Genomic DNA, 23,672 nt, shown 5'->3' on the forward strand with positions numbered 1-23,672 from the left:
TAATGTGGCATGTAGAAAAATAACCTGAATTAAACAAGCAAAAGGAAACGCGGGGCACCATGGTTGCTGGCAAGCTGCAAACAGTATCAGTCGTAGACGCACTTGAAGAGCACCTCCGCATGGATATCTTCAAGGGGAAAATTGAGGCAGGGGAGAGGATCAAAGAATCTCCCCTAGCTAAAGAACTAGAGGTGTCACGCCACACCCTTCGAGCTGCGCTTTCCCGCTTGGAAAATGTGGGTCTCTTGGAGTACCGCGAGAACCGTGGATGGTCTGTGCCACAATTTGGGCAAGAAGAATATGAAGACATTCTGATGCTGCGTGAATCTTTGGAAACCACCGCGTATCGCGTTGCCGTGGACAAGGGTATAAAACCAAATGCTGCAGTGGATGCGGTGATCGCTCGTATGAAGGTGATGACAGAAGAAACCCCATGGTTTGAGCGCATTGAGGCTGATTGTGACCTTCACCAATCATTGGTAGACCTTGCTGGGAGTCCCCGTTTGAGCAGGGCTTTTGCGGATATGATGGATGAATTTAGGCTGTGCCGCATGCAGTCTTTGGAGTGGCTGCAGGAACTTCCTGTGGCGCGGTGGATCGCGTTCCACGAAAAGCTCGTGGAGGATCTTAAAGATGATAATGCTGATCCTGAAAGCGTGGCCGGCACGCACTTCGTGGCAGCCCCATGGAATGCTCCGCGCGCAGATGTGAAACCGGAAGAGTTCAAGGCGGCGGTATCGCAATGACAACAATAGGAACCACAATGTTGGCATGGGGGATTAAAAAAAGCTTTCTTGGATATTTAGAAAGCCTTCCAGACTGCGTGTTCGCGGAAAGTGATGGTGCCTCCCGTGATCCTCATACCGGACTTTTTCAGTTTCCTTTTCACCGCAGGGTAGAGCTTGATGAGGGTGGGTATCGTCTAGAGTTTTCCGGTGATATTCGAATCAAAGCACATGGCGGAATGCTCTTGGTTATTTTGATGAATCCATGGCTTGAAATCAGCGAACGCGGTGTAGAGCTCAGCGTTGTTGATTTGATGCATTGGCCCGATACTTCTCAACGAGAACTAATTGGGCATTCTCCTCTTATGGAAGCACCGGGCGATGCAGAATTTCCTCTGGTTCTTGCCGAATCTGCGGTAGAGACCTTCAATAATGTTTATCAGCCAGGCGAGCCACTAGACCCGGTGGTCTTGATATAGGCCACATGCGTGGTTGAGGTGCGGTTCTGACGGGGTGCTGGCAAGATGATGGCAAGGTGCTGACACATTTCAGCACCCTATCAACACCGCACCTAAACGTTGTGGTTTTTAAGATCGAGCGCGTTTGATGAAGTCTGCTCCGCGTTCACCAATCATGAGCACGGCCGCGTTGATATTTGCGGTGAGCTCACCCGGCATAACGGAGGCATCTACTACGCGCAGGCCCTCAACCCCATGGACACGGAGTTGTGTGTCTACCACGGCTAGAGGATCTGAGCCCATGCGTGCGGTACCGGCATAGTGGAATGCGGTATCGCCGTTCTTCTTGATGTAATCAAGAAGAACATCATCTTCCTTATCTGCGCCGGGACCTGGATCAATCTCCTTCACATTAAATTCCGCTGGCATGGCAGCAGCGATCTTTCCAGCCAAGCGCATACCTGCCATCAAAACCTGTCGGTCTTCTTCTACGGACAGGTGGTTGAAGGTATAGCTGGGTTTAGCAAAGGGATCTGCGGAGGTGATGCGGGCATGTCCGCGGCTTTGTGGTCGGCCTTGATACATGCCCAACCGGAAGCCGGAGAAATTGGCCAAATCCCAGCCCTGGTCACCGGGCATGAATGGGAGGAAGTGGAGCTGCAGGTCAACATCCTCAGAATGCTCACTGGTTTTTACATAGGAGCCGGCCATTGAAGCGCCGATGGTGAGTGGGCCTTTGCGGTCACCAAGCAGGTAGCGGGCACCGCGGAAACCTTGTTGAAGGGGAGTTCGCATCAAACTATTAAAAGTATATTTGCTGGTAGTGGTGTATTTTCTACCGACTTGGAAGTGGTCCATGAGGTTTTCACCAACGCCGGGGAGATCATGAATAACCTCAATTCCGTATTTTTTGAGCAATGCGGCGGGGCCAACCCCAGAGAGCTGTAAGAGTTTGGGAGTAAGCAATGCGCCCGAGCTGAGAACTACCTCGCGCGCTGCGGTGACGCTAAGCTCTTGATCCTTGTGTTTGTAGGTGACGCCCACCGCCTTCTTGCCGTCGAAATTGATTTTGAGGACTACCGAATCGGTGATCACGCTCAGATTTGAGCGCTTGCGTGCTTCCTTAAGGAAAGTTTGTGAGGTGGAAGAACGGATACCTTTGTGGGTGGCTAGATCCCAATAGCCTGAGCCTTCGGCGTCACCAGAATTGAAATCAATGTGCTTTGGAGTGCCCAGATACTGAGAGGCAGTATCAATAAAAGCTTCTGCCAGTGGGTTTTGCCAGCGAGCTCGTTCGACGCCAATGGGTCCATGGGCGCCGTGCAGGGGAGTATCGCCACGGTGGTCTGATTCATATTTGCGGTGGAAAGGGAGGTTGTCTTCCCAGCCCCAGCCTTCTGCGCCTGCATCAACCCATTCTTGATAGTCCCGTTTGATGCCCCGAACGTGAACAAGGCCATTGATGGCGCTGGATCCACCGACCAGGCGGCCATAGGGCAATGCGTATTGACGGCCATTGATGGCATCCTCGGGTTCAGTTTGGTGATCCCATGAGGTGTATTTCTTGTTAAAAATGATCTTGCCAAAACCCAGGGGAATGCGTGACCACAGGCTTTTATCCTCTGGTCCGGCTTCAATGAGGAGTACCTGATTGCGGGAGTCTTCGGAAAGTCGTGCCGCCACGATGGCGCCTGCGGATCCTGCACCCACCACGATGTAATCGAATTGTCGGGGGAGATGATTCATGTGTCGTGCCTTCCAGTCAAAGAACTGTGATGAACTGTGTCACAGCCTGCCCCATAGTGTTCTCCATTTGTGAACAGCTGTCAATAATTTTTCGTGAAACCGCGGCCTATAGACTGAAACCCATGGAAAAACGCTCCGAAATTCCGGTGCAGTCGCAGGAAGTGGGGCTGGGACGGCGTCGACAAGCTCTTAAAAGCTCTACCGATGCGCGCGCAGTGCGCACGCGCGATGGCATCATTGCAGCATTGAACCGCCTGGCTGAAAATGGTTCAGAAATTACCGTGAGTGCGCTGGTGCGAGAAGCGGGAATTAGCCGAGGAACTTTTTATACCCATTTTTCTGGGCTCGAAGAACTGGCTGTGGCCATGCAGGCCGAAGTTGTCCATTTTCTAGCTGGCCTTGAACGCACTGAGGCGCATTTGGATCCAGCGGAGACTATTCGTTCGCGTAAGGAAAGCATTGCTGAGGCTCTCGCTGGGGTGGTGGAGCATTATGCTCACTACCAGGGCTTTTATGCTGCGGTATTTTCACTTCCCATATCTCAAGCTGCTGCGAAAAAGCGTGTTGAGGCCTTGGCAATTGAGCTGGAGGAGCATATGTGCACTGATGCCGTTGTTCCTTCCCATGTCAACGTGAAAATGGCAGCGCTATTTATTGCTGGTGGATGGACCACGGTGATTTCGGAATGGGTGTTGGGCAATATCCAAGCCTCGGAAGCGCAAGTGGCGGAGCATCTTGTTGAACTTGTCCCTGAGTGGCTGTATCGCTTGCGGGGTCGAAGCTAGGGGGCGGATGCTTTTCGACGCCTCCCCCTGGGGTGCGGGCTGCAGGGTGTTTGCTGTGTGATCTGGCAATCTTTTTGAAAAATGTGAGTTGACACACTTGCCAAACAGCGAGCGTTAGTAGACACTTGTTAACAAAGTTCTGTAGCACAGTTCGACATGAGTGGATTTAACGACGGAAAGGCTCAACCCCATGAGTTCATTTTTTAACCCAACCCCATCTTCAGGCAGCAGTTCCGTACCTGAGTACGGCCTATACATCAATGGAGAGTGGATCGAACCTGGAAATCGAACGCTCATTGATGTGGATAATCCCGCAACCGAAGACATCATTGCGCGAGTAGCGGAAGCTACAGAAGATGATGTTGATAAAGCTGTTAAAGCTGCATGTGCAGCTCATGATGATGGCCGGTGGTCGGCCCTTAGTCCCAAAGAACGCCAGCAGGTACTCATCCGATTTGCTGACATCATGGATGAGCGCAAAGCAGAACTCGTGGAGATTGATATTGCAGAATGTGGCTCGGTGGGATGGTTTGCCGATGCGGGCCAAGTGGGCGGAGCAATTGCTCATTTGCGGTCCACAATTGAGGCAATGGATCGCTTTGAGTGGGAAAAGTCTTCCCCTGTGCACTTTGGCAATGGTGTTGGTCAGGGGCAAGTGGTGCGCGAAAGTTATGGGGTTGCAGCATTGATCAGTGCCTATAATTTTCCGTTGTGGCTAAACATGACCAAACTTGCTCCAGCGTTGGCTGCAGGATGCTCGGTAGTTCTTAAACCTGCTTCAACCACTCCGCTTGAAGGGCTCATCCTTGCAGAGATTGGTGAACAAGCCGGGATTCCTGCAGGCGTTCTCAACGTGATCACCGGTGGCCGGGTTCCCACCACCGCGCTGACCGTGCATCCTGGTGTGGACATGGTCAGCTTTACGGGGTCGGATTCAGTAGGAGCTCAGATTTATGAACAGGCTGCACGATCCATTAAGAAGGTGGTACTTGAGCTCGGTGGCAAGAGTCCGAATATTGTATTTGAGGATGCCGATATTGATGCGGTAGCAGCGCAAGTTGTCACTCACACCATTATTCAAGCTGGTCAAGGGTGTTCCTTGCTGATGCGCACCCTTGTACACAGTTCCCGTCATGATGAATTGGTGGAGAAAGTGGCGGCCGGACTTCAGGCGATCACGGTGGGTAATCCAGCCGATCCCAACAGTCAGATGGGGCCACTAATTTCTGCTGCTCAACGTGCAAAGGTGGAGGAACTCATTGCCTCCGGTGTGGAGGCGGGTGCAGAACTTGTGACCGGTGGACAACGTCCTGAAGGTCTGGATGAAGGCTTTTATATTGAACCCACGCTGTTTGCCAATGTGGATAACTCTATGCGCATTGCCCAAGAAGAATTCTTTGGCCCCGTCAATGTGATCATCCCCTTTGACACTGAAGATGAGGCCGTTGAACTGGCCAATGATTCCATTTATGGTCTCTCCGGTGCAGTGAATTCTGCAGATAGCATTCGCGCCTACAAGGTTGCGCGTCGTTTGCGCACTGGTGCGGTAATCATCAATGGTGGCGGCGGTGCCTTCCCTGATATTTCTATGCCATTTGGTGGCTATAAAGCCTCAGGTATCGGCCGCGAATATGGTGAGTGGGGTATTGAGGAATACCTCCAAACTAAATCCATCGGATGGTCAGCAGGTAAATAAAAGCGCTTTTCGACGCAACCCCTCACTCGCACGCCGTCGTACTCCTACTAGAGGAAGTACGGCGGTTTTTTCGTCGAAAAGCTTGGGTAGTTCCCCCAGCCAACAGGAGCTGAGGGCTACTGGGGTGTGTTTAGTTGCTGAGCAACTCAAATCTCACAGGCAGAGATTTTACGCCGCCAACAAAGTTGGTTTGAAGCACTTTTCGGCCGTCGAGAAGCTCAATATTGCGCACGCGAGGAAGCAATTGTTCGAGCAAAATGCGCAGCTCAAGGCGAGCAAGAGGCTGTCCCAAGCAGGAGTGGGGGCCGGAGCCAAAAGCAATGTGCGGGTTTGGCTTGCGGTCATGACGGAATGCCGTGGGATCCTTAAACATTTCTTCATCACGGTTTGCGGACTGGAAGAGCAGCATGAGGCGATCTCCCTTTTTGATTTGCTGTCCACGGAGTTCATAGTCGCCTGCAGCTTGATGCACAAAATGTTTCACCGGTGATGCCCAACGGAGGCCTTCGTTGATCAGGTTTGGAATGAGTGAAAGATCCTCTTGGACAGCTTTGAGCTGCTCAGGGTGCTTTGCTAATTGTTCGAAAATTACCGCTGATGTGGTGGACGTGGTGTCGTGGCCTGCGCCAGAAATAGCGATGTAATAACCGATGCACATTTTGATGGGGTAGAACTCCCCATTACTCATTCGCGCATTGGCGATGAGGCTTGCCAGGTTATCCTGGGGCTCCTTGCGCAATTTTTCTACAAGGGTGGTGTAATAAGCAAAGAAATCCTTGATATTTGCAAGGTTTTGCTCGGCGGCGGCGGTGGGGGAATCATTGTCAATGCCTGCGCGCCGGGATTCAGGATCATTGACACCAAAGCGCTCATGGGCAAGTTTCATGATGTGTGGCTCATCTTCTTCTGGCACTCCGAAAAGTGTCATCACCACATGCAGTGGGTAGAACCAGGCGAAATCTTTAGAGAAGTCCAGTTCATTGATGCCTTCGTGAAGGTGGCGCTCAATGACCTTATCGGCTAAGTCGCGGATGCGATCGTTCCATTTTTTCAGCTCTACCGGACGGAACCAGCCTTGGGCGATATCACGGATCATGGTGTGTTCAGGAGGGTCCATCATCTGCAGGGATTCAAGGGGGCGTAACGTTCCGTGGGTTTGGAGGGTGTATTGATCCCCCGCCTTTGTGTTGAGAATGGGGTTGTGTGTACCGGGATTATCTGGACCACCGCCGTTGGGGAAGAGCTCTGGTTGGCGCTCAATATCTAAGATGTCAGAGTGCTTTGTTACTAACCACAGGCGATCATATCCTTCCACTTCAACTTGGGATAGTGGTGCATTGGTACGCAGCCATTTATATGCGTTGAACAGGGCTTCTTCGTCGAGGTGTCCGGTCGGGAGAACGATTTGGTTGGCAATATCTTGAGGTACCTGGGTTTGAGTGGTTGTCATCACTCCTCCTTCGAATTGTTGTTGCGTATAGCGGGCTGAATCCGCAAAACATTGGGGATTTTTATGGGGGTAGTCATGTAGGTTTCGGACATTTCATCATCTTTTGGTATACGGTTCTCCCATTCGGGGGTGGGGAGCGTGAGGTGTCAAGAAAACTTTCGGGCTGCTATTGAATGACCAACAAGGTGTGTGTAGTGTCTCACATTACACAACACAGTTCTACTGTGGCACAGTTCCTCAAAATTTGGAACAGGGAAAGCGTAATCCGTGAAATCTGTTTCCAAGAAACTCATAACCCAGACACCAACCCACATTTTCGAGAAATGAGAAACCTCATGAATGCTCTTCCTACTGGCCGTCCAGTCCGCAAAACATTCAGAAACGTCATTGCCACCATGGCTATTACCAGTACTTTTGCGCTTGCAGCCTGTAGTGGATCAAGCGATTCCGCATCCAGTTCAGGTGGGGAAGAAGGCGGTGGATTCGATGAAGTCACGCTTTCCTACAGTGACTTGACCTCCTCAACCTCTGGTGCCGGTGTCGCGGTTCAGGGGTGGATTGATGAGATCGCCGAAAAATCTGGTGACAATGTGATCATTGAGCCCTATTGGTCAAGCTCCTTGCTCACCAGCGCCGATGCGCTATCGGGTACGGGATCAGGCGTATCGGATTTCACGTACACCGTGGTTACCTATCAGCCACAAGCCTTGCCAGTAACCAACTGGATGAATGAACAGGGATCCTTGCCCTTGGATTCTTATCCGCAGAGTCAGCTTCAAACCGTGGGAGTGATGAATGAACTCTTCAATACCGAAGACGCCATTAAGGAATTTGAATCTCAGGGAGTGAAGTTTCTAGCTTCCACCAGTGTGGCCGGAAAATATGATCTTCTGTGCAGCAAGGAAGTATCGGATCAAACTGATCTCAGTGGATTGCGAGTGCGAGCTCCTGGTCCAGTATGGGCAGCAGAAGCAGAAGCGCTGGGCATGACGGTGGTCAATGTGGCTCAGGGTGAGGCCTATGAAGCGTTGCAGCGCGGACTTGTTGATTGCCAGATTGGTGCGCCATTCATGTACGAAGACTATGGCCTCAATGAGGTGGCAAAGCATTATTACCCAGCTGGATTCTCGGCCAATATGGGTTTGGTGCTTTTGATGAACTTGGATCGCTGGGAAAGCCTATCGCCAGAGACCCAGGAACTACTTCAATCGAGCATGCAAAGTTATGCGACTGCTCGAACCCAGGCGGATATTGAATCGCATATGAAGTTCATGAATCGACGCGATGAGCTGGGTATTATCACCCACGACGCGAGTGAAATGGATGAGGTCTTGGGGAAGTTCCAGGAATCTCAGAGAGAATCATGGATTGACCATGCTCCTCCAGGAGTCACTGATCCAGAGGCAACCGGTGAAGCCCTTAGTGCGGCAATTGAATCTTGGGCTGACACTGTCACCGAAGATGTTGCTCCTGTTGCACCTGGTGAAGTGGCCTCCGAGAGCATTGATGATTTCCCCGCATGGCAAGAACGCCTTGCAGAAACCTTCAACAACTAGATTTTCCCCAGGGGACATTTTCTGAATGCCCCTTGGTTTCCAGATTTTTAATTCTCCCATTCTCTTGACTCCAGAAGTACGCACCAGAAGCGCACCCTAGAGACACTCCCCAGATTTACGTTTCACAGGCGGCGAAGAGAGAACCCTTAAAGGGAAGGAAACTCATGATTCCAACCACCACAGTCAAACGTCCAGTTATCAACGCGGTGTCTACAATCTCGCGCGGCGGCAGTGCAATCTTGTTGTTCTTTTCTGGTCTTGCACTGGCACTTTTAGTTTTGTTGGTGACATATGACGTCATCTTGAGAAATTTCTTCGGTTCCGCCATGAATGGTGTGTCTGAATATGTGTCGGAATGGCTCATGCCCGCCACAATTCTTTTTGGCCTGGCCTACGCGGAACATAAAAATGAGCATATTCGCGTGACCATCGTGGAGGATGCCATCAAAGGGGCGCCCCGAAAGACGCTGCGTATTCTCGGCCAACTCACGGTAGTGCTGATCTCTGCAGTTATGGCGTGGAGCTCTTTGCAGCTAGCCATTGAATCCTTCGATATTAAAGAAACTGTTCCCATGGGCACCGCTCTTCTTTCGGTGTGGCCAATCAAGATCGCAGTGGTGGCGGGATGGGTATGGCTGACGGTGCAGTGCTGTGCGTCCCTAATAAACATTGTTTTTGATGCAAAGGAAGAAGTGCATCCAGAAGCAGGAAGCTTGTCTGAACTTGAAATGGAGGGTGATCCTCGTGTCTAAAACAGCTGAATATTCCGCGCCGACGGTCCAAAAAGAACTAAATATTCCAGGGGAGAAGGATAATTCCACTAATCCAAAGCCTGCTATTAAGGCTCAAGCAAAGCAGAATCCACTTTCTTGGCTGTGGGTGATCATCCTTTTCGGTGGTGGCGCGCTCATTGCTGCCACGCTGCTTTTCGGGGATCCGGGACGTGAAATCACCGGTGTGCTTACTGTGGCGCTGATGCTCATTCTCATGTTGGGTGGCGTACATATTGGTTTTGCCATGGTGGGAGCTGGTGGGCTCGGCCTTTATTCTCTTGGCGGGACCACTGCGCTGCAATCTACGTTAGAACAGGGCTCTTTTGATCCCACCGCTACGTGGCAATTATCTGTTATTCCTACCTTCATCCTCATGGGTACTGCGTTATGGAAATCGGGTCTAACAACCAGGGCTTTTGATGCGGCCAAGATGTGGTTGGGCAATGTTCCTGGTGGTTTGGCGCTCACTACCACGATTTCTGGTGCAGGTCTTGCGGCATCTTCTGGATCAACGATTGCTCTTACCCATGCCTTGGGGAGGGTATCTATCCCTGAAATGCTTCGTGCTGGTTATAAGCCTGGTTTTGCCATTGGTTCAACTGCCATGGCGGGTACTTTGGGTCAGTTGATTCCACCATCGGTGTTGTTGGTTGTGTATGCAGGGGCTGCACAAACTTCGGTGGGAAGTCAGTTGATGGCAGGTATTATTCCAGGCATTATCTTGGCTATTGCTTTTTGCTTGTACATCTTTGCCGTGGGAGTCTTGAAACCTGCTGATGCGCCACGCACCAATATTCATTATTCAATGAAAGAAAAGCTGGCCGGTTTGGTGAAGGTCATTCCGCTTGCGCTCGTAGCCATTGTGGTTATCGGTGGTATTGCCTCAGGCATATTTACACCCACGGAATCAGCGGCCATTGGTTCCATCGTGGCATTGGTGCTTGGCTGGTTTACTCGAACTGATGGTTCTAGTGGATTCCGTGATCTCTTCGCCTATGTCAAGGGCGTGTTGGTGGTTGCGGTTGTGTCATCAGCAGGAATCTTCCTTTTGCTCATTGGCGTGCATATTCTCACCCGCGTGGTGACATTGAGCCGACTTGCCAATGGCCTCACTGACATGATTTTGAGCATTGGCCTCAATGCCATTTCTTTCATGCTCATTCTCATCATCTTGTATTTGATCTTGGGAATGTTCATGGACACCATGGCCATCATTTTGCTCACCGTGCCAATTTTGGCGGCACCCCTGTTGGAGCTTGGCGTGGATATGATTTGGTTTGGTGTCTTCCTGGTGATCATGGTGGAAATCGGCATGGTGACCCCACCTTTAGGAGTGCTTGCCTTCGTGATTCACCGCATTGCCCAAGACCCAGAGGTTAATCAAGGAAAGAAAATATCTTTGACTACCACCTTCATCGGAGTTTTGCCCTTTGTTGCAGTGGCTTTGGGCGTGACATTATTGCTAATCTTTGTGCCGGATTTGGTGACATGGCTTCCAACGCAGCTTTCGGTAGCGGGGTAAATGCCAATGCACATTCTTGAATGGGGCGTTAAAGAATCTTTTCGCGCATATTTTGAGCGCCTTCCGGACCATAACTATGCCCTCAGCGGTGGTTCAAAGATGCTTATCGACGGCCGGTTTCAGTTCCCTGGTCTAAGCGCTGATGCGCAGTGCCTTCAGTTTCACGGAGAGATTCGAATGACTGGTCACCACGGTGCTTTGTCTTTGCAGATTGCTGATCCCATCATTGAATTCCACAATGCAGATACGGCGATGTTGTCGGCTGTTGTGGATGAAGAAAACGCTCAGCCCTATCGCCTGGTGATTGCAGCATTAAGTAAAAAATCGGAAGACGCACACAGCATCATTTTTGATACCCACCTTGCAAACGATGGGCAATTTCTTTTTATGGGCAATTATTTCGCCGGGGATCCCATGGATCCCGTCACCATCAGAAAGTGAAAAACTACGTGACTATTGAATATGACGGACTTTATATCGACGGCCAATGGATGAATCCATCATCTGCAGATCGCATCAAGGTGTACTCGACGGCCACCGAAGACTATATAGGTAGTGTGCCTGAGGCAAAGAACGCCGATATTGATAATGCTGTTGAAGCAGCTCGGCGCGCTTTTGATGATAAAAAAGGTTGGTCAACCTGGACAAGTGCGGAACGGGTCACAGTGCTCAAGCGCTTTGCTGATGAATATGAATCGCGTGGGGAAGAGATCGCTCGTCGTGTCACCGCCCAAAATGGCATGCCAACAGCGTTGTCCCAAAAGTGGGAGACCACCAATCCTGCTCAGCTTTTGCGTTTTTATGCAGACATGGTGAGTGGGCAACAGGAAGAGATCCGGCAGGGAGTAAAAGGTAAGAAGGTGCTGGTCACCCGCTCGCCGATTGGTGTGGTCGGAGCGATTGTTCCGTGGAATGTTCCGCAGAGCATCACCTTCCTCAAATTGGCACCTTCGCTTGCTGCGGGGTGCACCGTGGTGCTTAAACCTTCCCCCGAAACTGTCTTGGATGCTTTTTTGGTAGCTGAAGCTGCTCATGCTGCAGGCCTTCCCGCAGGTGTGCTCAATGTAGTCCCGGCAGGTGGCTCAGTTAGTGCGTATCTGGTGAGTCACCCATTGGTAGATAAGATTTCTTTTACTGGATCTCCAGAAGTTGGCCGCCTCATTGGGGAAACTTGTGGGCGCATGCTGCGTCCCGTCACCCTAGAGCTTGGTGGAAAATCCGCGGCGATTGTGCTGGATGATTGTGATCTATCCAGCAGCATTGATGATATTTATCGAGCATCCATGACCAACAACGGTCAGGTGTGTTGGTTGTCTACGCGCATTTTGTTGCCGGAGTCCCGTTTTGAAGAAATGCTCGACATAATTACTGCAAAGATCAGCAGTCTTAAAGTCGGGGATCCTTTTGATCCTGACACAGAGGTGGGACCTCTGGTGAGCAAACGACACCGCGAACGAGTGGAAGCACTGATCAAAGCGTCAGTTGAAGATGGCGCGCGCATCCTCATTGGTGGCAAACATCCCGAAGGAGTTAAAAAGGGGTGGTTCTTGGAACCGACGATTCTTGTTGATGTTGATCCAAAGAGTATTGCTGCGCAAAAAGAGTTTTTTGGCCCCGTGCTTTCCATCATCAAGTACACCGATGAAGAGCATGCCATCGAGATAGCCAATGATTCTGATTATGGTCTTGCGGGAAGCGTGTGGAGCGCCAACTTCGGCCGCGCAGTAGGTGTGGCAAAGCAAGTTTTTACAGGCACCATCGGAATCAATGGTTATGCGACAGACCCGTCTTCGCCTTTTGGTGGTGTCAAGGACAGTGGACTTGGACGCGAGCTGGGGGCCGAGGGTTTGGCACATTATCAGGTACTGAAATCCGTGTATCTGCTCCAACCCAATGACGTCTAGAAAGAAAGAAGTACTTATGAAAGCGGCAGTTGTACACGCCCCTGGTGCAGGCTTTGTGATGGAAGATATTCAGATTGATGCACCACGTGCCAAAGAAGTGCTCATAGATATCAAGGCAGTAGGGCTATGCCATTCTGATTACACCATGGCCAGTGCTGATTTGGGTTTTCCTTTTCCTGCGGTTTTTGGGCATGAGGTGGCTGGAGTGGTGAAGGAGATCGGCTCAGAGGTTCGGACGGTGAAAGTCGGTGACCCCGTGGTGGCTGCGCTGGTTCGTTATTGCGGAGAATGCGAGCGCTGTCTTTCGGGGCATTCTTATTATTGCCGCAATGTTGACCGCACTGTGCGCAGGCCGGAAGATACACCGCGTTTAACACTTGGAGAGCAGCCACTTACTCAAGCATTTGGGCTTGGTGGTTTTGCTGAACAAGCACTCATTCATGAAAACCAAGTGGCCACCATCCCTGAGGGGATTCCCTTTGAACATGCCGCATTATTGGGATGTGGGGTTATTACTGGTGCTGGTGCAGTGCTGAATACAGCTAATATTGATCGGGGAGACAGCGTTGCTGTGATTGGCGCTGGAGGAGTGGGACTTAATGCCATCAGCGCTGCAGTAATCGGCGGAGCGTCGGAAATTGTGGCAATTGATATTTCCGATTCCAAGCTGGACAAGGCTCGCAGTTTTGGCGCGACTCATACGATTAACTCTGCTGATGTTGATCCGGTGTCAATGTTGAGGTCTCTTCTCCCTCTGGGTATTGATCATGTTTTTGATTTTGTCGGCACCAGCGCAATTGCTCAACAGGGTTTAGAGATGCTGTCTTATGGTGGTGCTTTGTACCTGGTGGGTATTGGTGGTGCGGAGGTTCCCATCACCTTCAATGCTTTTAGTTTTATGCGCAACCGCAACCGAATTGAGTCTGTATATATGGGCTCTGCCAATCTGAAGGTGGATATTCCTTATTTTGCCTCGCTGGAGGCGCGTGGATTGTTGCACCTTGATGAGCTCATCACTGACACAATTTCTCTAGAAGAGATCAATGAAGGCTATCGACGCCTCAAAGAAGGTCGCGTTGCCCGGCTTGTGGTGGTGAACTAGATCGATTTGTCCGAAATTATAAGATCCCAATAACCCAGAGTTGATATGACGGAGATTACCCGCCACACGGGGTGCCCCATGGTATGACTAGGCAATTGGTGTATTTCTCGTTGACACAGGATTATTGGAAAAAGATGAGGGGGCACGTTCACTATTGGTATGAAAATGTGACAGATAGGATCGCTATTGTTTGCTATCTTAAGCTCCCGCGATAATTATTGGGAATGTGGTTGCGACACGAACCGGACATTAGAAATCGGAACTGATTCTCCTTGAAAGCGATCGCGAGAGTAAATCGCCTCGATGAGCGAGGCGCAGAAGGCTCGTAGATCTACGCTTGGAAATCTTACTTGCCTGAGTGAACTTTCTCTGGCATTGAAGTGGTTCTAGAAAATCAACTCTTTGCTCAGCCAGCACTAAGTCGCGTGATCGAAGGCGAGGTCGACATCAGTCTTGGGCGTTGGGAAAACCTTCCTGACGCTGTGGAATCGAGTGTGGTGCAAAAGGAAGGCTTGGTAGTCGCCCTTCCTGTTTCCCATGAACTTGCAAATCGTAAGTTGATTTCAATGCGACAATTGCGGAATGAAGCTTTTATTGCCCTGCCACCGAACAGCTGAAGCAATTGACTGCTGCAGTCGGTTTTAATCCCAATATTGTTCAACGAGTGCCAGATAGCTGGACCGCGATGGCATTGGTTGGAGCTGAAGTCGGAGTGTCTTTGCCTGTCTCTTCTGTTGCTGAAAATATTGTGGATAAGCACGTCCGATTTGTTGAAATTTCCGATCGCTATGAACTAGTGCAGTTGCGGATGGCGTTGGCAGAAGAAATTTGATAATCCTGCTTTGGCTGCAATGCTTAAAGCTGCAGAGAAAGTGTGGCACTAGCAATTGCGGGCTATCCTTAGAAATTGTTTTAGATTTTATTCAGGATGGGGAGCATTGTTGTGGATGAACGAAGCAGGATCGCGCGCAGCGTTTTCCCAGATGGTGAAGAGCCAGATCCCCGTTTCACGCTGGCCAATGAGCGCACATTTTTGGCATGGACCAGAACCTCTCTTGCGTTTTTAGCAGGCGGTATTGCTTTTGAGGCTTTTCAAATTAGTGGTTTATCGGACACGGTGCGTTCAGCGGTCGCTGTTTTTATTATTGCAGTGGGCATGTTCATTGCCGCTGGTGCAGCGGTGAGGTGGATGAACGTGGAACGGGCAATGAGGAAGAAGAAGCCCCTGCCGGTACCTGCGATTATTCCTTTTCTATCCATTGCAGCTTTAGTGGCATCTGCGGTGGTTATTGTGCTGATCGTGCTTCAGTAAGCGTGGGATAAGTGATGCGTTTTCATGATGATCCTGGTTTGCAACCTGAGCGAACTGTCTTGGCGTGGAATCGAACCACTGTGTCGATGGCGGTGTGTTCGGCGATCTTACTGAGGTGGACTAATTTTTACGGGGTGTTCACGTTATTGCCTGTGGTTCTCCTCAGTGCGATGGCGATTGTTATCCTGTTTACCCAAAGGGTTCGTTATGAACGCCAGGCGGTTGGACTTGTGGATAATAAATTACCGCCTAATATAATCGGGGTTGTTTCCTTAACGGCGACGCTTTTGATCTTCGGGGTGGTTGGAATCGTATTCGTTTTTATTGATTGATACGTTTGTGTTGCAAAGTAGTAACAGGTCTATAACTTTTGTTATGAGGGGTTTCTTCTTCCCGATAGAGATGCGACCATGGCAACTAACGCCCAAGGGATTGGGTTGGTAAGGCTTCTGGTTGGTGTCGCGATTCTTGCTAGCGTATTGGATGAGCAATGAGCCCATTGTCCTCCAGTCAGAAGAAACCCCTCACCGGGTTACACCTAAACCCGGTGAGGGGTTTTTGCTGCCGTTAATTGGGATGCTTGTTCATAGTCATTCAGATGGTTTATACGCGTCCACGGCGCCAAGCCCATACTGATAAGCCTGTGCCCGCAACAGCGGTTATAGCCCAAAGGATCTGCCCTGACAACAATGAATTAAAGTAATCATCAGAGGGGTCAGACAAGGGCGCATACATAGTCCATCCATATTTCAGGCCCAGGGGCGCAATCGGGAGAAATGAATAGACGGTGAGTGCTGCGGCAAAGGCTGTGATGGGAAATACTACCCAGAACCATGGAAATCCGGAGCTTTGTTGCTTGGTCCGCCGGGGAAGGACTGCCCCAGCGACAGTGAGGACGATGAGGACTGCGAGCACTAGAAGCCATGTCATAGAACAATGATGCCATTTTCTACGGAAGGCTTCCTTCAGTCACTGCGTACGCCAATCTGGGATGTACTTTGCTTGGTTGCTTAAAACTGCTCGGCGACCATTGTTGGTCAGGGGGCGGGAACGGTAATGACTTGAACGCCTAGATCCCGGATTTCGGCGAGGATCTCCCGTGGCGCATCGGAGGTTGTGACCAGCTGGTGCAGGTCCGTGACATCTGCGAAACGGAAAGTGGAAACGTGGTTGAGTTTACGGGCAGCTACCACGAGGATTCGTCGATTAGCAGCGTGGATGGCTGCGCGCTTGTTTTCTGCATCGTCGTAGGTGGTGGTGGCCAACCCGTGTTCCAACGATGTGGAACAGGACCCGAGGATTACGGCGTCAGCGGAGAAATCTCTTAAGGCGGTGATCACTGCTGGGCCAGATAAAGCTAGGGAGTCGTTTTCCACGGGACCGCCGGGGATGAAAACGTTGGTGCCGGCTCTGCTTCCCAGAGCGGCCGCTGAGTGGAGAGATAAACACAACGCCGTGATGGGGCGCCCCGCCAATTCTCGGGCTACTGCTTGGCAGGTGGTGCCGTTGTCGATAATTACTGCTTCATCATCAGCGATTAGTTGGGCGGTAGCTTGAGCCAAGATGTGCTTGGCCGCTCGGTCCTCAGCCTGGCGTACAGCAAACGGTTGGGGAGTACCGCGTTTGGGGACTCGTTTCGCACCGCCGTGGGTGCGGGCGAGAAAACCTGCTTGCTCTAGCTCGACGAGATCCCGGCGAATAGTCACCGCGGAAACCCCTGTTAGTTCGGTGAGAGCATCAATGCGTGTGATCCCGGGTCGGTCGATCGTTCGCATGATCACTTTGTGTCGTTGTTCGCGCTCCATGTGATCAGAATCCGCCTTTTCCTAAAGAATGTCAACCCCGTACACTTCAGGTAAATACTGGTTAAAAGGTCTTTTTATTCCAATTAGGCAGTCATGAGGCAAGTGGGGGATGCCCCTTCGTGGACTGATTTAAATGATCATTTTCAATGATCGAGTAATCATTTACACTGTGGCCCATGAACAACCAAGAAGGCATTCAGAAGTCGATGGCGGCCAGGACAGATACCCGTGAGAAGTCGGTTGCTACCAGTCAGTCAGATAAGCGGTGGGCCCTAAGATGGGAATGGTTTCAACACACCGGCCTGAAGATAACCGGGCAGTTTGTAGAGGGATGAAAACGTCGCTTTGGATGTCAATGACACCATGCGTCCAAGTACAGAAGATGCGTTAGGCCTTTCTGCACAATGTTGTTTTCGGAACTACTCTGGCGTCCATGCGAATTGAAATCACAAGCGTATTTGTTGATGACCAGGCCAAAGCACTCGACTTCTACACCACCAAACTTGGGTTTGAACTCAAGCATGATGTAACTGCTGGTGACTACCGATGGTTGACTGTTGTTGATCCAGAAAACCCAGATGGTGTGCAGCTTTTGTTGGAACCAAACCAGCACCCAGATGCAGCGACTTACCAAGCTGGAATTAAACGAGACGGTATTCCTGCTACACAATTTTACGTTGATGATGTGCAGGAAGAATATGACAGCCTCAAGGATAAAGGCGTGGACTTCATCATGGAGCCCACCGATGTGGGGCCTTCGGTGATTGCCATTTTCGATGACACCGTAGGAAACCTAATTCAGATTGTTCATTTGAAGCAGAACTAACCCCGTGGAATGACAAAATCTGTCAACCGAGCAGAGTTTCTTACAAGCTTTGACCAAGGAGTATTAAATTCCAACACCGCGATGGCACTGGTGGGAAATTTTTCTTCCATCTGAGCCCAGCCGGGGTGTTCATCGCGGATGCCAAAATAATGGGCTAGTTCTTCTACACCTGGCCAATGCCCGATGAGCAGTGCGGTGCCAACTTCATCTGGAAGCCCAGTGATTAAGTGTTCAAATTCAGAGACTCGGTTTTCATAAATGTCATTGTGAAAACTTGCACCTTTTGTAGTCGCGCCACCTAGTTGGACTCGTTCCCAGGTTAATTGGGTGCGGGTGACATCAGAACATAAGACATGATCAATTTCGCCGATGTGGGCAGCTAACCATTGGCCAGCTGCCACACCATCGCGAAGCCCACGGTCATTAAGCGGGCGTTTATGATCTGGTTCACCGGTGGACCAGGAAGATTTAGCGTGTCGAAGGATAACGAGGCGATGTGCGGAGGACATACCCCAACCCTAGTGCGCAATCCCAGTTCAGCAATGGATTTAGACAGTCACCTGAGCAAGAAGTGCATCGATGGTTGCCTCAGCACCAACAGTGTGCAGGGACGTCAAAGTATCGGCATACGCTTTTGTGAAAGGTTCCGCATCGACTAAGTCTCCGAAGATTCCGCGGTCGCGGATGAATGACAAAATATCGGTGCGATTGTCGGCTGCGTTTTCTTGAACACGCTCACTCAAACGATCAACGATCTTGATCGGATTTCCTTGCTCATCGATTCCTTCTGCATAGCGTGCCCACGATGCGACGATGGCTGCAGAGAGCGTGACGTCGCGGTCAGCTGCAAGGTTTTCACGTACCACTGGCAGCAGCCACTTCGGGATGCGGTCGGAGGATTCTGCACACAGGCGCGGTACGGTGTCTTTGACTGCGGCGTTGCCGAATCGTGCGATGAGTTTGCGTCGATAAGCATCTAGATCCACGCCTGGAAGTGGCTTGAGTGTTGGGGTGGCTTCGCGCTCCATGTAGGCCAGGAGGAAATCTTGGAAGCGGGGATCTGCCATGACATCGTGGACCATGTGGTGGCCTGCGAGGTGGCCGAAGTAGCAAAGTCCCTGGTGGGAGGCGTTGAGAAGGCGCAGCTTCATCAACTCGTAGGGTTCTACATCGGACACTAACTGTACGCCGGCTGCTTCGTATGGGGGACGGCCCTGGGTGAAGGAATCCTCGAGGACCCATTGGGTGAAGTCTTCACAAACCACTGGCCATGCGTCGATGTAGCCGAGTTCTTCGATCTCGTCGCGGTCTTCATCGGTGGTTTCTGGGGTGATGCGGTCCACCATGGAGTTGGGGAAGGAGACATTGTTTTCCACCCATTGGCCAAGCTCAGGGGATACTGAATGTGCGAAAGCGAGGAAGAAACGCTTGGCCAGATCGCCGTTTCCTTGGATGTTATCGCAGCTCATGATGGTAAATGGCGCAGATCCAGACTCTTTACGGGCCATCAATGCTGCGGTGATCAATCCGAAGAACGTCTGCAGGGTAGAGGTGTCGCCAGCTTGCAGGGCTTCGCGGTCGGCAACGATGCGGGGGTTGGTGTGGTCGAAGTCTTCAGTTGCAGGATCGATGTTGTAGCCGCCTTCAGTCACCGTGAGGGAAACAATGCGGATTGAATCTTGTGCGAGAGTTTCCACAGCGTGTGCTGGATTATCTGGGGCGAAGACATAATCAATGATGGAGCCGATGATCATTTGATTAAGAGTTCCATCAGGAGTTTTGGCGGTCAGGGTGTAGAGGTAATCTTGGCTGGCAAGTGCATCGCGCATGCGTACATCAGAAGGCATAACACCCATGCCAATGATGCCCCAATCCAGTGCTCTTCCTAGGTTCATCAATTCGTCGAGGTACATGGCTTGGTGGGCACGATGGAATCCGCCAACGCCGAAGTGGACGATGCCTGGGGTTACATCAGCGCGGTTGTATCCGGGGATCTCGACGCTTGACATCCGCGAGATTTCCTGCAGATTCTGAGCGTTGAGCTTGAGTGCGACATGTGGGTTGTTCATAGGATATTTCCTTTCAGAAGTTTTTAAGAGCGAGAAGAGATGTCAGCGGTGGCATTGGCAGCAGAGTCCCCTAAAGAGTCCGCTAAAGAGTCCACTGCCAGGTCTTCAATGTGTGCGCCTTCAGCAAGTGCTGGCACACCGTCAAAACCGGGCTGGGTGCCACGGAGTTGGAGAGTCATCCAACCAGAGAGCAGGTACAAAGCGATCATGACCAGGATCAATCCGGTCGCTCCGATGAGTGGGTGGAACACTGCAACTAGTAGTGGGCCTACGGCAACGGCTCCACCAACGCCGAGGTTGTATGTGGCCATCGCTGCACCTGGGTGCTTGGGATCCAATGAGACTGCAATTGCAGACAACGGAACGAACCCAGCGAGGGATACGCCAAAGAGCGCACCGGCTGCGATAGTAATGCCAAAGACGATGCCGTTTGGAATGCCAGCCTGAACACCGAACATTGGGATGAAATAAACCAAGGCAAGGGTGATGGCACCACCGATTGATCCGCCCCAGAACACAGTGCGTGCCCAACCATGGCGGTCACCGAAGCTACCGAAGAAGGGGTTGAACGGCAGGTTGACCGCATAGATAACTGTGGTGAGGATGAGGAACCAGCTCAGCTGCCATTTCAAATCATCGGTGAAAAATGAAGGGAAGAAAACAGCCATTGCATAGGTGGGGATGGAGTTAATGGTGCGGATGTAGGTGACAAAACGTGCGCGGCGATCAGTGCGTAAAAGCTTGAAACCTTGCCCCAGGGTTTGTTTGACATCTTCGGGATTGGATACCAGTGGGTGGCGTCCACGGCGTTCTTTCACACCTAGCAACGCAATGAGGGAGCCGATAATTACAAGTACAAGTGACACCCACAAGGTTTCGTAGAAGGTCAAGTTCACATATTGCATGGAAATGGTGGCAACCAGCGCGCCCAAGGTCGGTAGACCTGCGGAAAACGCTACGTAGAACCAGCCGACACCGGTGCCGAGTTGTTTAGGTGACGCGGTTGCAGTGATCCACACCAAGAAGCCATAGGCGAAGAATGGGTAGCCAAAACCACGAAGTCCGTAGGTTAGGAAGATTAGCCAGGTGTGATCGGTGGTGAGTGCGACGGTCAGGAATATCAATTCGAAGACAATCCAGATAGACGCTCCGAGGATCATCACTTTTCTAGGGCCCCAGAGATCAGACAGTGCAGCGGCGAAGAACGCTGCGATGGCCACGGCAACGCCGTAAATGGTCACCAAAGTTCCAGCTAGGGAAACGCTGAAGCCATGCTCAGAGCTTAGGAAAGGCTCCAAAATATTGGTTTCAACACCATCGCCGATCATGAAGATGGTCAAACCGATGAAGCCGAAAATCAAGGGACGGGGGATGCCGAGGCGATCGAGCAGCCCGCTCTGTTGTACTGACATGTGTTCACCTTTGTTTTATGAGTTTAAGTTCAGTGCCAAACCAGAAGCCAGCACCAGTGTTAAGTCCATGTTGGATTTAACAAAATGTGGCCAAGTTTCAGCGCTGAACTCACAGTTTTGTTTGGTTCGTGGTGTGAGTCACGTGAAACTAACAACAATCTAACGCCATCATGTTAGGAAAAAGCAAGAGTTAACAATAAAATGTTAGAAAGTGCTGGATCTAATCACATTTCCGTGGTAGATTTCTCACATGGCCCAAGTTATCCCCGCCAGCTCACAGGAAAAGCGTCGTGAGCGGATCGTGTCTTTTGTTACCCGTCATGGCTCAGCTCGCGTTGAGGCGTTGGCGGAACTTTTTGATGTCAGCGCGATGACCATCCACCGTGATTTGGAGGCGCTAGCTGGGGACAGTTTGGTGGAGCGTATCCGTGGCGGTGCACGGTCTGTTTCGCCGTCTATGAGCGAGTTGGCGGTGGGGCAGCGTAGACACCTGCATCGCACGGTTAAAGATGCGTTGTGTATGGCAGCAGCGCGTTTAATTCCAGAAGGCGCCGTGGTCGCGATTGATGATTCCACAACGTTGGAATCTCTCGTAGCTCAATTGCCAGAGCGTGCGCCTTCGGCATTGATTACGCATTCTTTGAAGACAATGGCGGATCATCGCACCCGCGCCGGGATGAGTGATATTCGTTTGATCGCGTGCGCGGGGCTGTATTTTGCAGAGACTGATTCTTTTTTGGGTAAGGCAACATCGGCGCAGTTGAATGAGTTGTCGGCGGATTTTTCTTTTGTGTCGACAACCGCGATTCGCGCAACGGGTGAGGTGCCTGCGCTTTTTCATCCGGATATGGAAGCCGCCGATACAAAACGTGCGCTGATCGGGATCGGAAGTGTGCGTGTGCTGGTGGTAGATTCCAGTAAATTTGGATCGGCTGGCGTATTTAAGGTTGCGCCGATCGATGAGTTTGACCACATCATCATTGATTCGCAGTGCACCCCTGAGCAGCGGGAACTTCTGCGTAATTCACGCGCGCATATTCATGTGGTAGACCAAAAGGGTTTTGAAATTTCGCAGGCCCCTACGGAAGAGGATTTTTAAGATGGCTCTGGTTCTTGGAATCGATAGTTCCACCCAATCTTGCAAAGCTTTGCTTGTCGACGCCGCCAGCGGCCACATCATCGACGAGGGGCGCGCGAGTCACCCAAGCGGGTCGGAGGTAGATCCACGTGCGTGGATCGCTGCGCTGGATCAAGCTACCGAGGGGTTGCTAGAACGTGCGGATGCTGTTGCTATTGCAGGTCAACAGCACGGCATGGTGGCGTTGGATGAGCATGATGAGATTGTGCGGCCAGCGTTGTTATGGAATGACACTCGCTCTGCTCAAGCTGCACGGGATCTCAACGAGGAAATCGGTGGGGATCAAGCTGCAGTCGATGCCACAGGCAGTGTGTATGTGGCATCGTTAACCGCCACAAAAATGCGGTGGATGCGTGATCATGAACCAGAAAACGCAGCGCGCACAGCCTCTGTGATGTTGCCTCATGATTTTCTAACCTGGCATTTGATGGGCAGGGGCCGCAAAGTTACTGATCATGGTGATGCCTCAGGAACTGGCTATTACAGCACTCGCGATCGCGCATGGCGCCATGATCTCGCGACCTTGGCGTTGGGCCATGAGGTGGAGCTTCCTGAAATCTTGGCTCCCAATGAAATTGCAGGTACAACTCCCAATGGCGTGAAGGTCGCTGCAGGTACTGGCGATAATGCCGCGGCTGCACTTGGCCTTGACCTACAGCCAGGCGATGTCAGCGTATCGATCGGCACCTCAGGCGTTGCGGGTATGACTGCGCAAAATAGTGTGCATGACCCTTCTGGCATTGTCACTGGTTTCGCCGATGCTACCGGCGCGTATTTCCCACTTGCCTGCACGCTCAACGGTGCACCAGTGTTGGAATTTGGCCGACGCATCCTCGGGGTGGAATGGGAGGAGTTCGACTCCCTCGCGTTGGCTGCCCAACCTGGTGCTGGTGGAGTGACTCTGCAGCCTTATCTGGAAGGCGAGCGTACCCCGAATCGCCCCACAGCACGTGGCGTTTTGGCAGGCCTAAACAGTACAACCACCCGCGAAGATTTTGCACGCGCGACAGTTGAAGGTTTGCTGTTGGTGCTGGATGACGCCGTAACTGCCTTGGTAGATGCCACGGGAGTACCAGTAAAACGCATCCAACTCATCGGAGGCGGTGCTCGTTCGAAAGCAGTCCGAGAAATCGCCCCTGAAATTTTTGGCCACGAGATTGTGGTGCCACAACCTGCTGAATATGTAGCATTAGGTGCGGCTCGTCAAGCCGCGTGGGCCTTGTCCGGCGAACCTACCCCTCCGCAGTGGACAACACCTGGATCAAGCCCCATCAGTGCACCGAAAAACACTGAGCTGAGCACGCGTTATGCACAGCTGCGTGCAGCTACTGAGGATTGGTACTAGCAACAAAACTCCCTCGACCGGACTCAATAGTGGACCGTCGAGCTTCCA

Annotated in this window: 24 protein-coding genes; 17 read left to right on the forward strand and 7 right to left on the reverse strand. The window is 51.4% G+C overall.

Going from position 1 to position 23,672, the window contains the following annotated elements; translation table 11 throughout:
* Positions 1–59 precede the first annotated feature (59 nt).
* Together N24_RS00965 and N24_RS00970 are read left to right on the forward strand one after the other, a co-directional pair.
* Positions 60–746 (forward strand): GntR family transcriptional regulator, encoded by a 687-nt coding sequence (locus tag N24_RS00965; RefSeq protein WP_096453527.1) that lies wholly within the window; start codon positions 60–62, stop codon positions 744–746.
* Positions 743–1,204, forward strand: coding sequence for an HtaA domain-containing protein (locus N24_RS00970; RefSeq protein WP_096453529.1), 462 nt, complete (start codon positions 743–745; stop codon positions 1,202–1,204). The genes N24_RS00965 and N24_RS00970 overlap by 4 nt, the downstream gene beginning before the upstream one ends.
* Before the next feature lie 108 nt (positions 1,205–1,312).
* Here the strand turns inward: N24_RS00970 and N24_RS00975 are convergent, their stop codons facing one another.
* The gene (locus N24_RS00975; protein WP_096453531.1) at positions 1,313–2,929 is read right to left on the reverse strand and encodes a GMC family oxidoreductase; all 1,617 of its coding nucleotides are present in this window, start codon (positions 2,927–2,929) and stop codon (positions 1,313–1,315) included.
* A 122-nt stretch (positions 2,930–3,051) separates the two neighbouring features.
* On the opposite strand from N24_RS00975, the gene N24_RS00980 reads away from it, so the two are divergent.
* Positions 3,052–3,714: a TetR/AcrR family transcriptional regulator gene (locus tag N24_RS00980; protein ID WP_096453533.1), complete on the forward strand. Its 663-nt coding sequence runs from the start codon at positions 3,052–3,054 to the stop codon at positions 3,712–3,714.
* Between the two features lie 190 nt (positions 3,715–3,904).
* On the forward strand, positions 3,905–5,410 hold the full coding sequence (locus N24_RS00985; protein WP_096453535.1) for an aldehyde dehydrogenase family protein: 1,506 nt from the start codon (positions 3,905–3,907) through the stop codon (positions 5,408–5,410).
* Positions 5,411–5,540: 130 nt separating this feature from the next.
* Here N24_RS00985 and N24_RS00990 read toward each other — a convergent pair whose 3' ends face one another.
* Entirely contained in the window at positions 5,541–6,860 is a 1,320-nt protein-coding gene (locus N24_RS00990) for a cytochrome P450 (protein WP_096453537.1), read from the reverse strand.
* 194 nt (positions 6,861–7,054) lie between these two features.
* Here N24_RS00990 and N24_RS00995 point away from each other — a divergent pair, with 194 nt between their 5' ends.
* From N24_RS00995 to N24_RS01035, 10 genes are all read left to right on the forward strand, one after another.
* Positions 7,055–8,416: a C4-dicarboxylate TRAP transporter substrate-binding protein gene (locus N24_RS00995; protein ID WP_231910786.1), complete on the forward strand. Its 1,362-nt coding sequence runs from the start codon at positions 7,055–7,057 to the stop codon at positions 8,414–8,416.
* A gap of 164 nt (positions 8,417–8,580) precedes the next feature.
* Positions 8,581–9,168 (forward strand): TRAP transporter small permease subunit, encoded by a 588-nt coding sequence (locus tag N24_RS01000; protein ID WP_096453539.1) that lies wholly within the window; start codon positions 8,581–8,583, stop codon positions 9,166–9,168.
* Positions 9,161–10,711 (forward strand): TRAP transporter large permease, encoded by a 1,551-nt coding sequence (locus N24_RS01005; RefSeq protein WP_096453541.1) that lies wholly within the window; start codon positions 9,161–9,163, stop codon positions 10,709–10,711. The genes N24_RS01000 and N24_RS01005 overlap by 8 nt, the downstream gene beginning before the upstream one ends.
* A 6-nt stretch (positions 10,712–10,717) precedes the next feature.
* Entirely contained in the window at positions 10,718–11,152 is a 435-nt protein-coding gene (locus tag N24_RS01010) for an HtaA domain-containing protein (protein ID WP_096459535.1), read from the forward strand.
* 8 nt (positions 11,153–11,160) lie between these two features.
* Entirely contained in the window at positions 11,161–12,615 is a 1,455-nt protein-coding gene (locus N24_RS01015; RefSeq protein WP_096459538.1) for an aldehyde dehydrogenase, read from the forward strand.
* Between the two features lie 16 nt (positions 12,616–12,631).
* Positions 12,632–13,717 carry a Zn-dependent alcohol dehydrogenase gene (locus N24_RS01020; protein WP_096453543.1) on the forward strand — a complete coding sequence of 362 codons (1,086 nt, stop codon included), beginning with the start codon at positions 12,632–12,634 and terminating at the stop codon, positions 13,715–13,717.
* Between the two features lie 425 nt (positions 13,718–14,142).
* Positions 14,143–14,334: a LysR substrate-binding domain-containing protein gene (locus N24_RS16505; protein WP_231910788.1), complete on the forward strand. Its 192-nt coding sequence runs from the start codon at positions 14,143–14,145 to the stop codon at positions 14,332–14,334.
* Between the two features lie 5 nt (positions 14,335–14,339).
* Positions 14,340–14,549: a type 2 periplasmic-binding domain-containing protein gene (locus N24_RS16510; protein WP_231910790.1), complete on the forward strand. Its 210-nt coding sequence runs from the start codon at positions 14,340–14,342 to the stop codon at positions 14,547–14,549.
* Positions 14,550–14,660: 111 nt separating this feature from the next.
* A complete protein-coding gene (locus N24_RS01030; protein ID WP_096459541.1) occupies positions 14,661–15,029 on the forward strand; it encodes a YidH family protein in 369 nt (122 codons plus the stop codon).
* A 14-nt stretch (positions 15,030–15,043) separates the two neighbouring features.
* Positions 15,044–15,361: a DUF202 domain-containing protein gene (locus N24_RS01035; RefSeq protein WP_096453545.1), complete on the forward strand. Its 318-nt coding sequence runs from the start codon at positions 15,044–15,046 to the stop codon at positions 15,359–15,361.
* 271 nt (positions 15,362–15,632) lie between these two features.
* Here the strand turns inward: N24_RS01035 and N24_RS01040 are convergent, their stop codons facing one another.
* Complete coding sequence (locus N24_RS01040) at positions 15,633–15,959, reverse strand: hypothetical protein (protein WP_096453547.1); 327 nt, start codon at positions 15,957–15,959, stop codon at positions 15,633–15,635.
* A 107-nt stretch (positions 15,960–16,066) separates the two neighbouring features.
* Positions 16,067–16,834: a DeoR/GlpR family DNA-binding transcription regulator gene (locus N24_RS01045; protein ID WP_096453549.1), complete on the reverse strand. Its 768-nt coding sequence runs from the start codon at positions 16,832–16,834 to the stop codon at positions 16,067–16,069.
* 433 nt (positions 16,835–17,267) lie between these two features.
* Here N24_RS01045 and N24_RS01050 point away from each other — a divergent pair, with 433 nt between their 5' ends.
* Complete coding sequence (locus tag N24_RS01050) at positions 17,268–17,660, forward strand: VOC family protein (protein ID WP_096453551.1); 393 nt, start codon at positions 17,268–17,270, stop codon at positions 17,658–17,660.
* On the opposite strand, the gene N24_RS01055 is transcribed toward N24_RS01050, so the two are convergent.
* Genes N24_RS01055 through N24_RS01065 form a run of 3 tightly spaced genes read right to left on the reverse strand, consistent with a single transcriptional unit; the run spans position 17,657 to position 21,141 of the window.
* Complete coding sequence (locus N24_RS01055; RefSeq protein ID WP_096453553.1) at positions 17,657–18,169, reverse strand: SixA phosphatase family protein; 513 nt, start codon at positions 18,167–18,169, stop codon at positions 17,657–17,659. The genes N24_RS01050 and N24_RS01055 overlap by 4 nt on opposite strands.
* Positions 18,170–18,208: 39 nt before the next feature.
* Positions 18,209–19,729: a mannitol dehydrogenase family protein gene (locus N24_RS01060; protein WP_096453555.1), complete on the reverse strand. Its 1,521-nt coding sequence runs from the start codon at positions 19,727–19,729 to the stop codon at positions 18,209–18,211.
* A gap of 23 nt (positions 19,730–19,752) precedes the next feature.
* Entirely contained in the window at positions 19,753–21,141 is a 1,389-nt protein-coding gene (locus N24_RS01065; RefSeq protein WP_231910791.1) for an RbtT/DalT/CsbX family MFS transporter, read from the reverse strand.
* 250 nt (positions 21,142–21,391) lie between these two features.
* Between N24_RS01065 and N24_RS01070 the strand changes: the two genes are divergently transcribed.
* Positions 21,392–22,240 carry a DeoR/GlpR family DNA-binding transcription regulator gene (locus tag N24_RS01070; protein ID WP_096453557.1) on the forward strand — a complete coding sequence of 283 codons (849 nt, stop codon included), beginning with the start codon at positions 21,392–21,394 and terminating at the stop codon, positions 22,238–22,240.
* 1 nt (position 22,241) lies between these two features.
* A complete protein-coding gene (gene xylB, locus N24_RS01075) occupies positions 22,242–23,624 on the forward strand; it encodes a xylulokinase (protein WP_096453559.1) in 1,383 nt (460 codons plus the stop codon).
* Positions 23,625–23,672 lie beyond the last annotated feature (48 nt).

This window comes from Corynebacterium suranareeae (assembly GCF_002355155.1).
Lineage (GTDB): Bacteria > Actinomycetota > Actinomycetes > Mycobacteriales > Mycobacteriaceae > Corynebacterium > Corynebacterium suranareeae.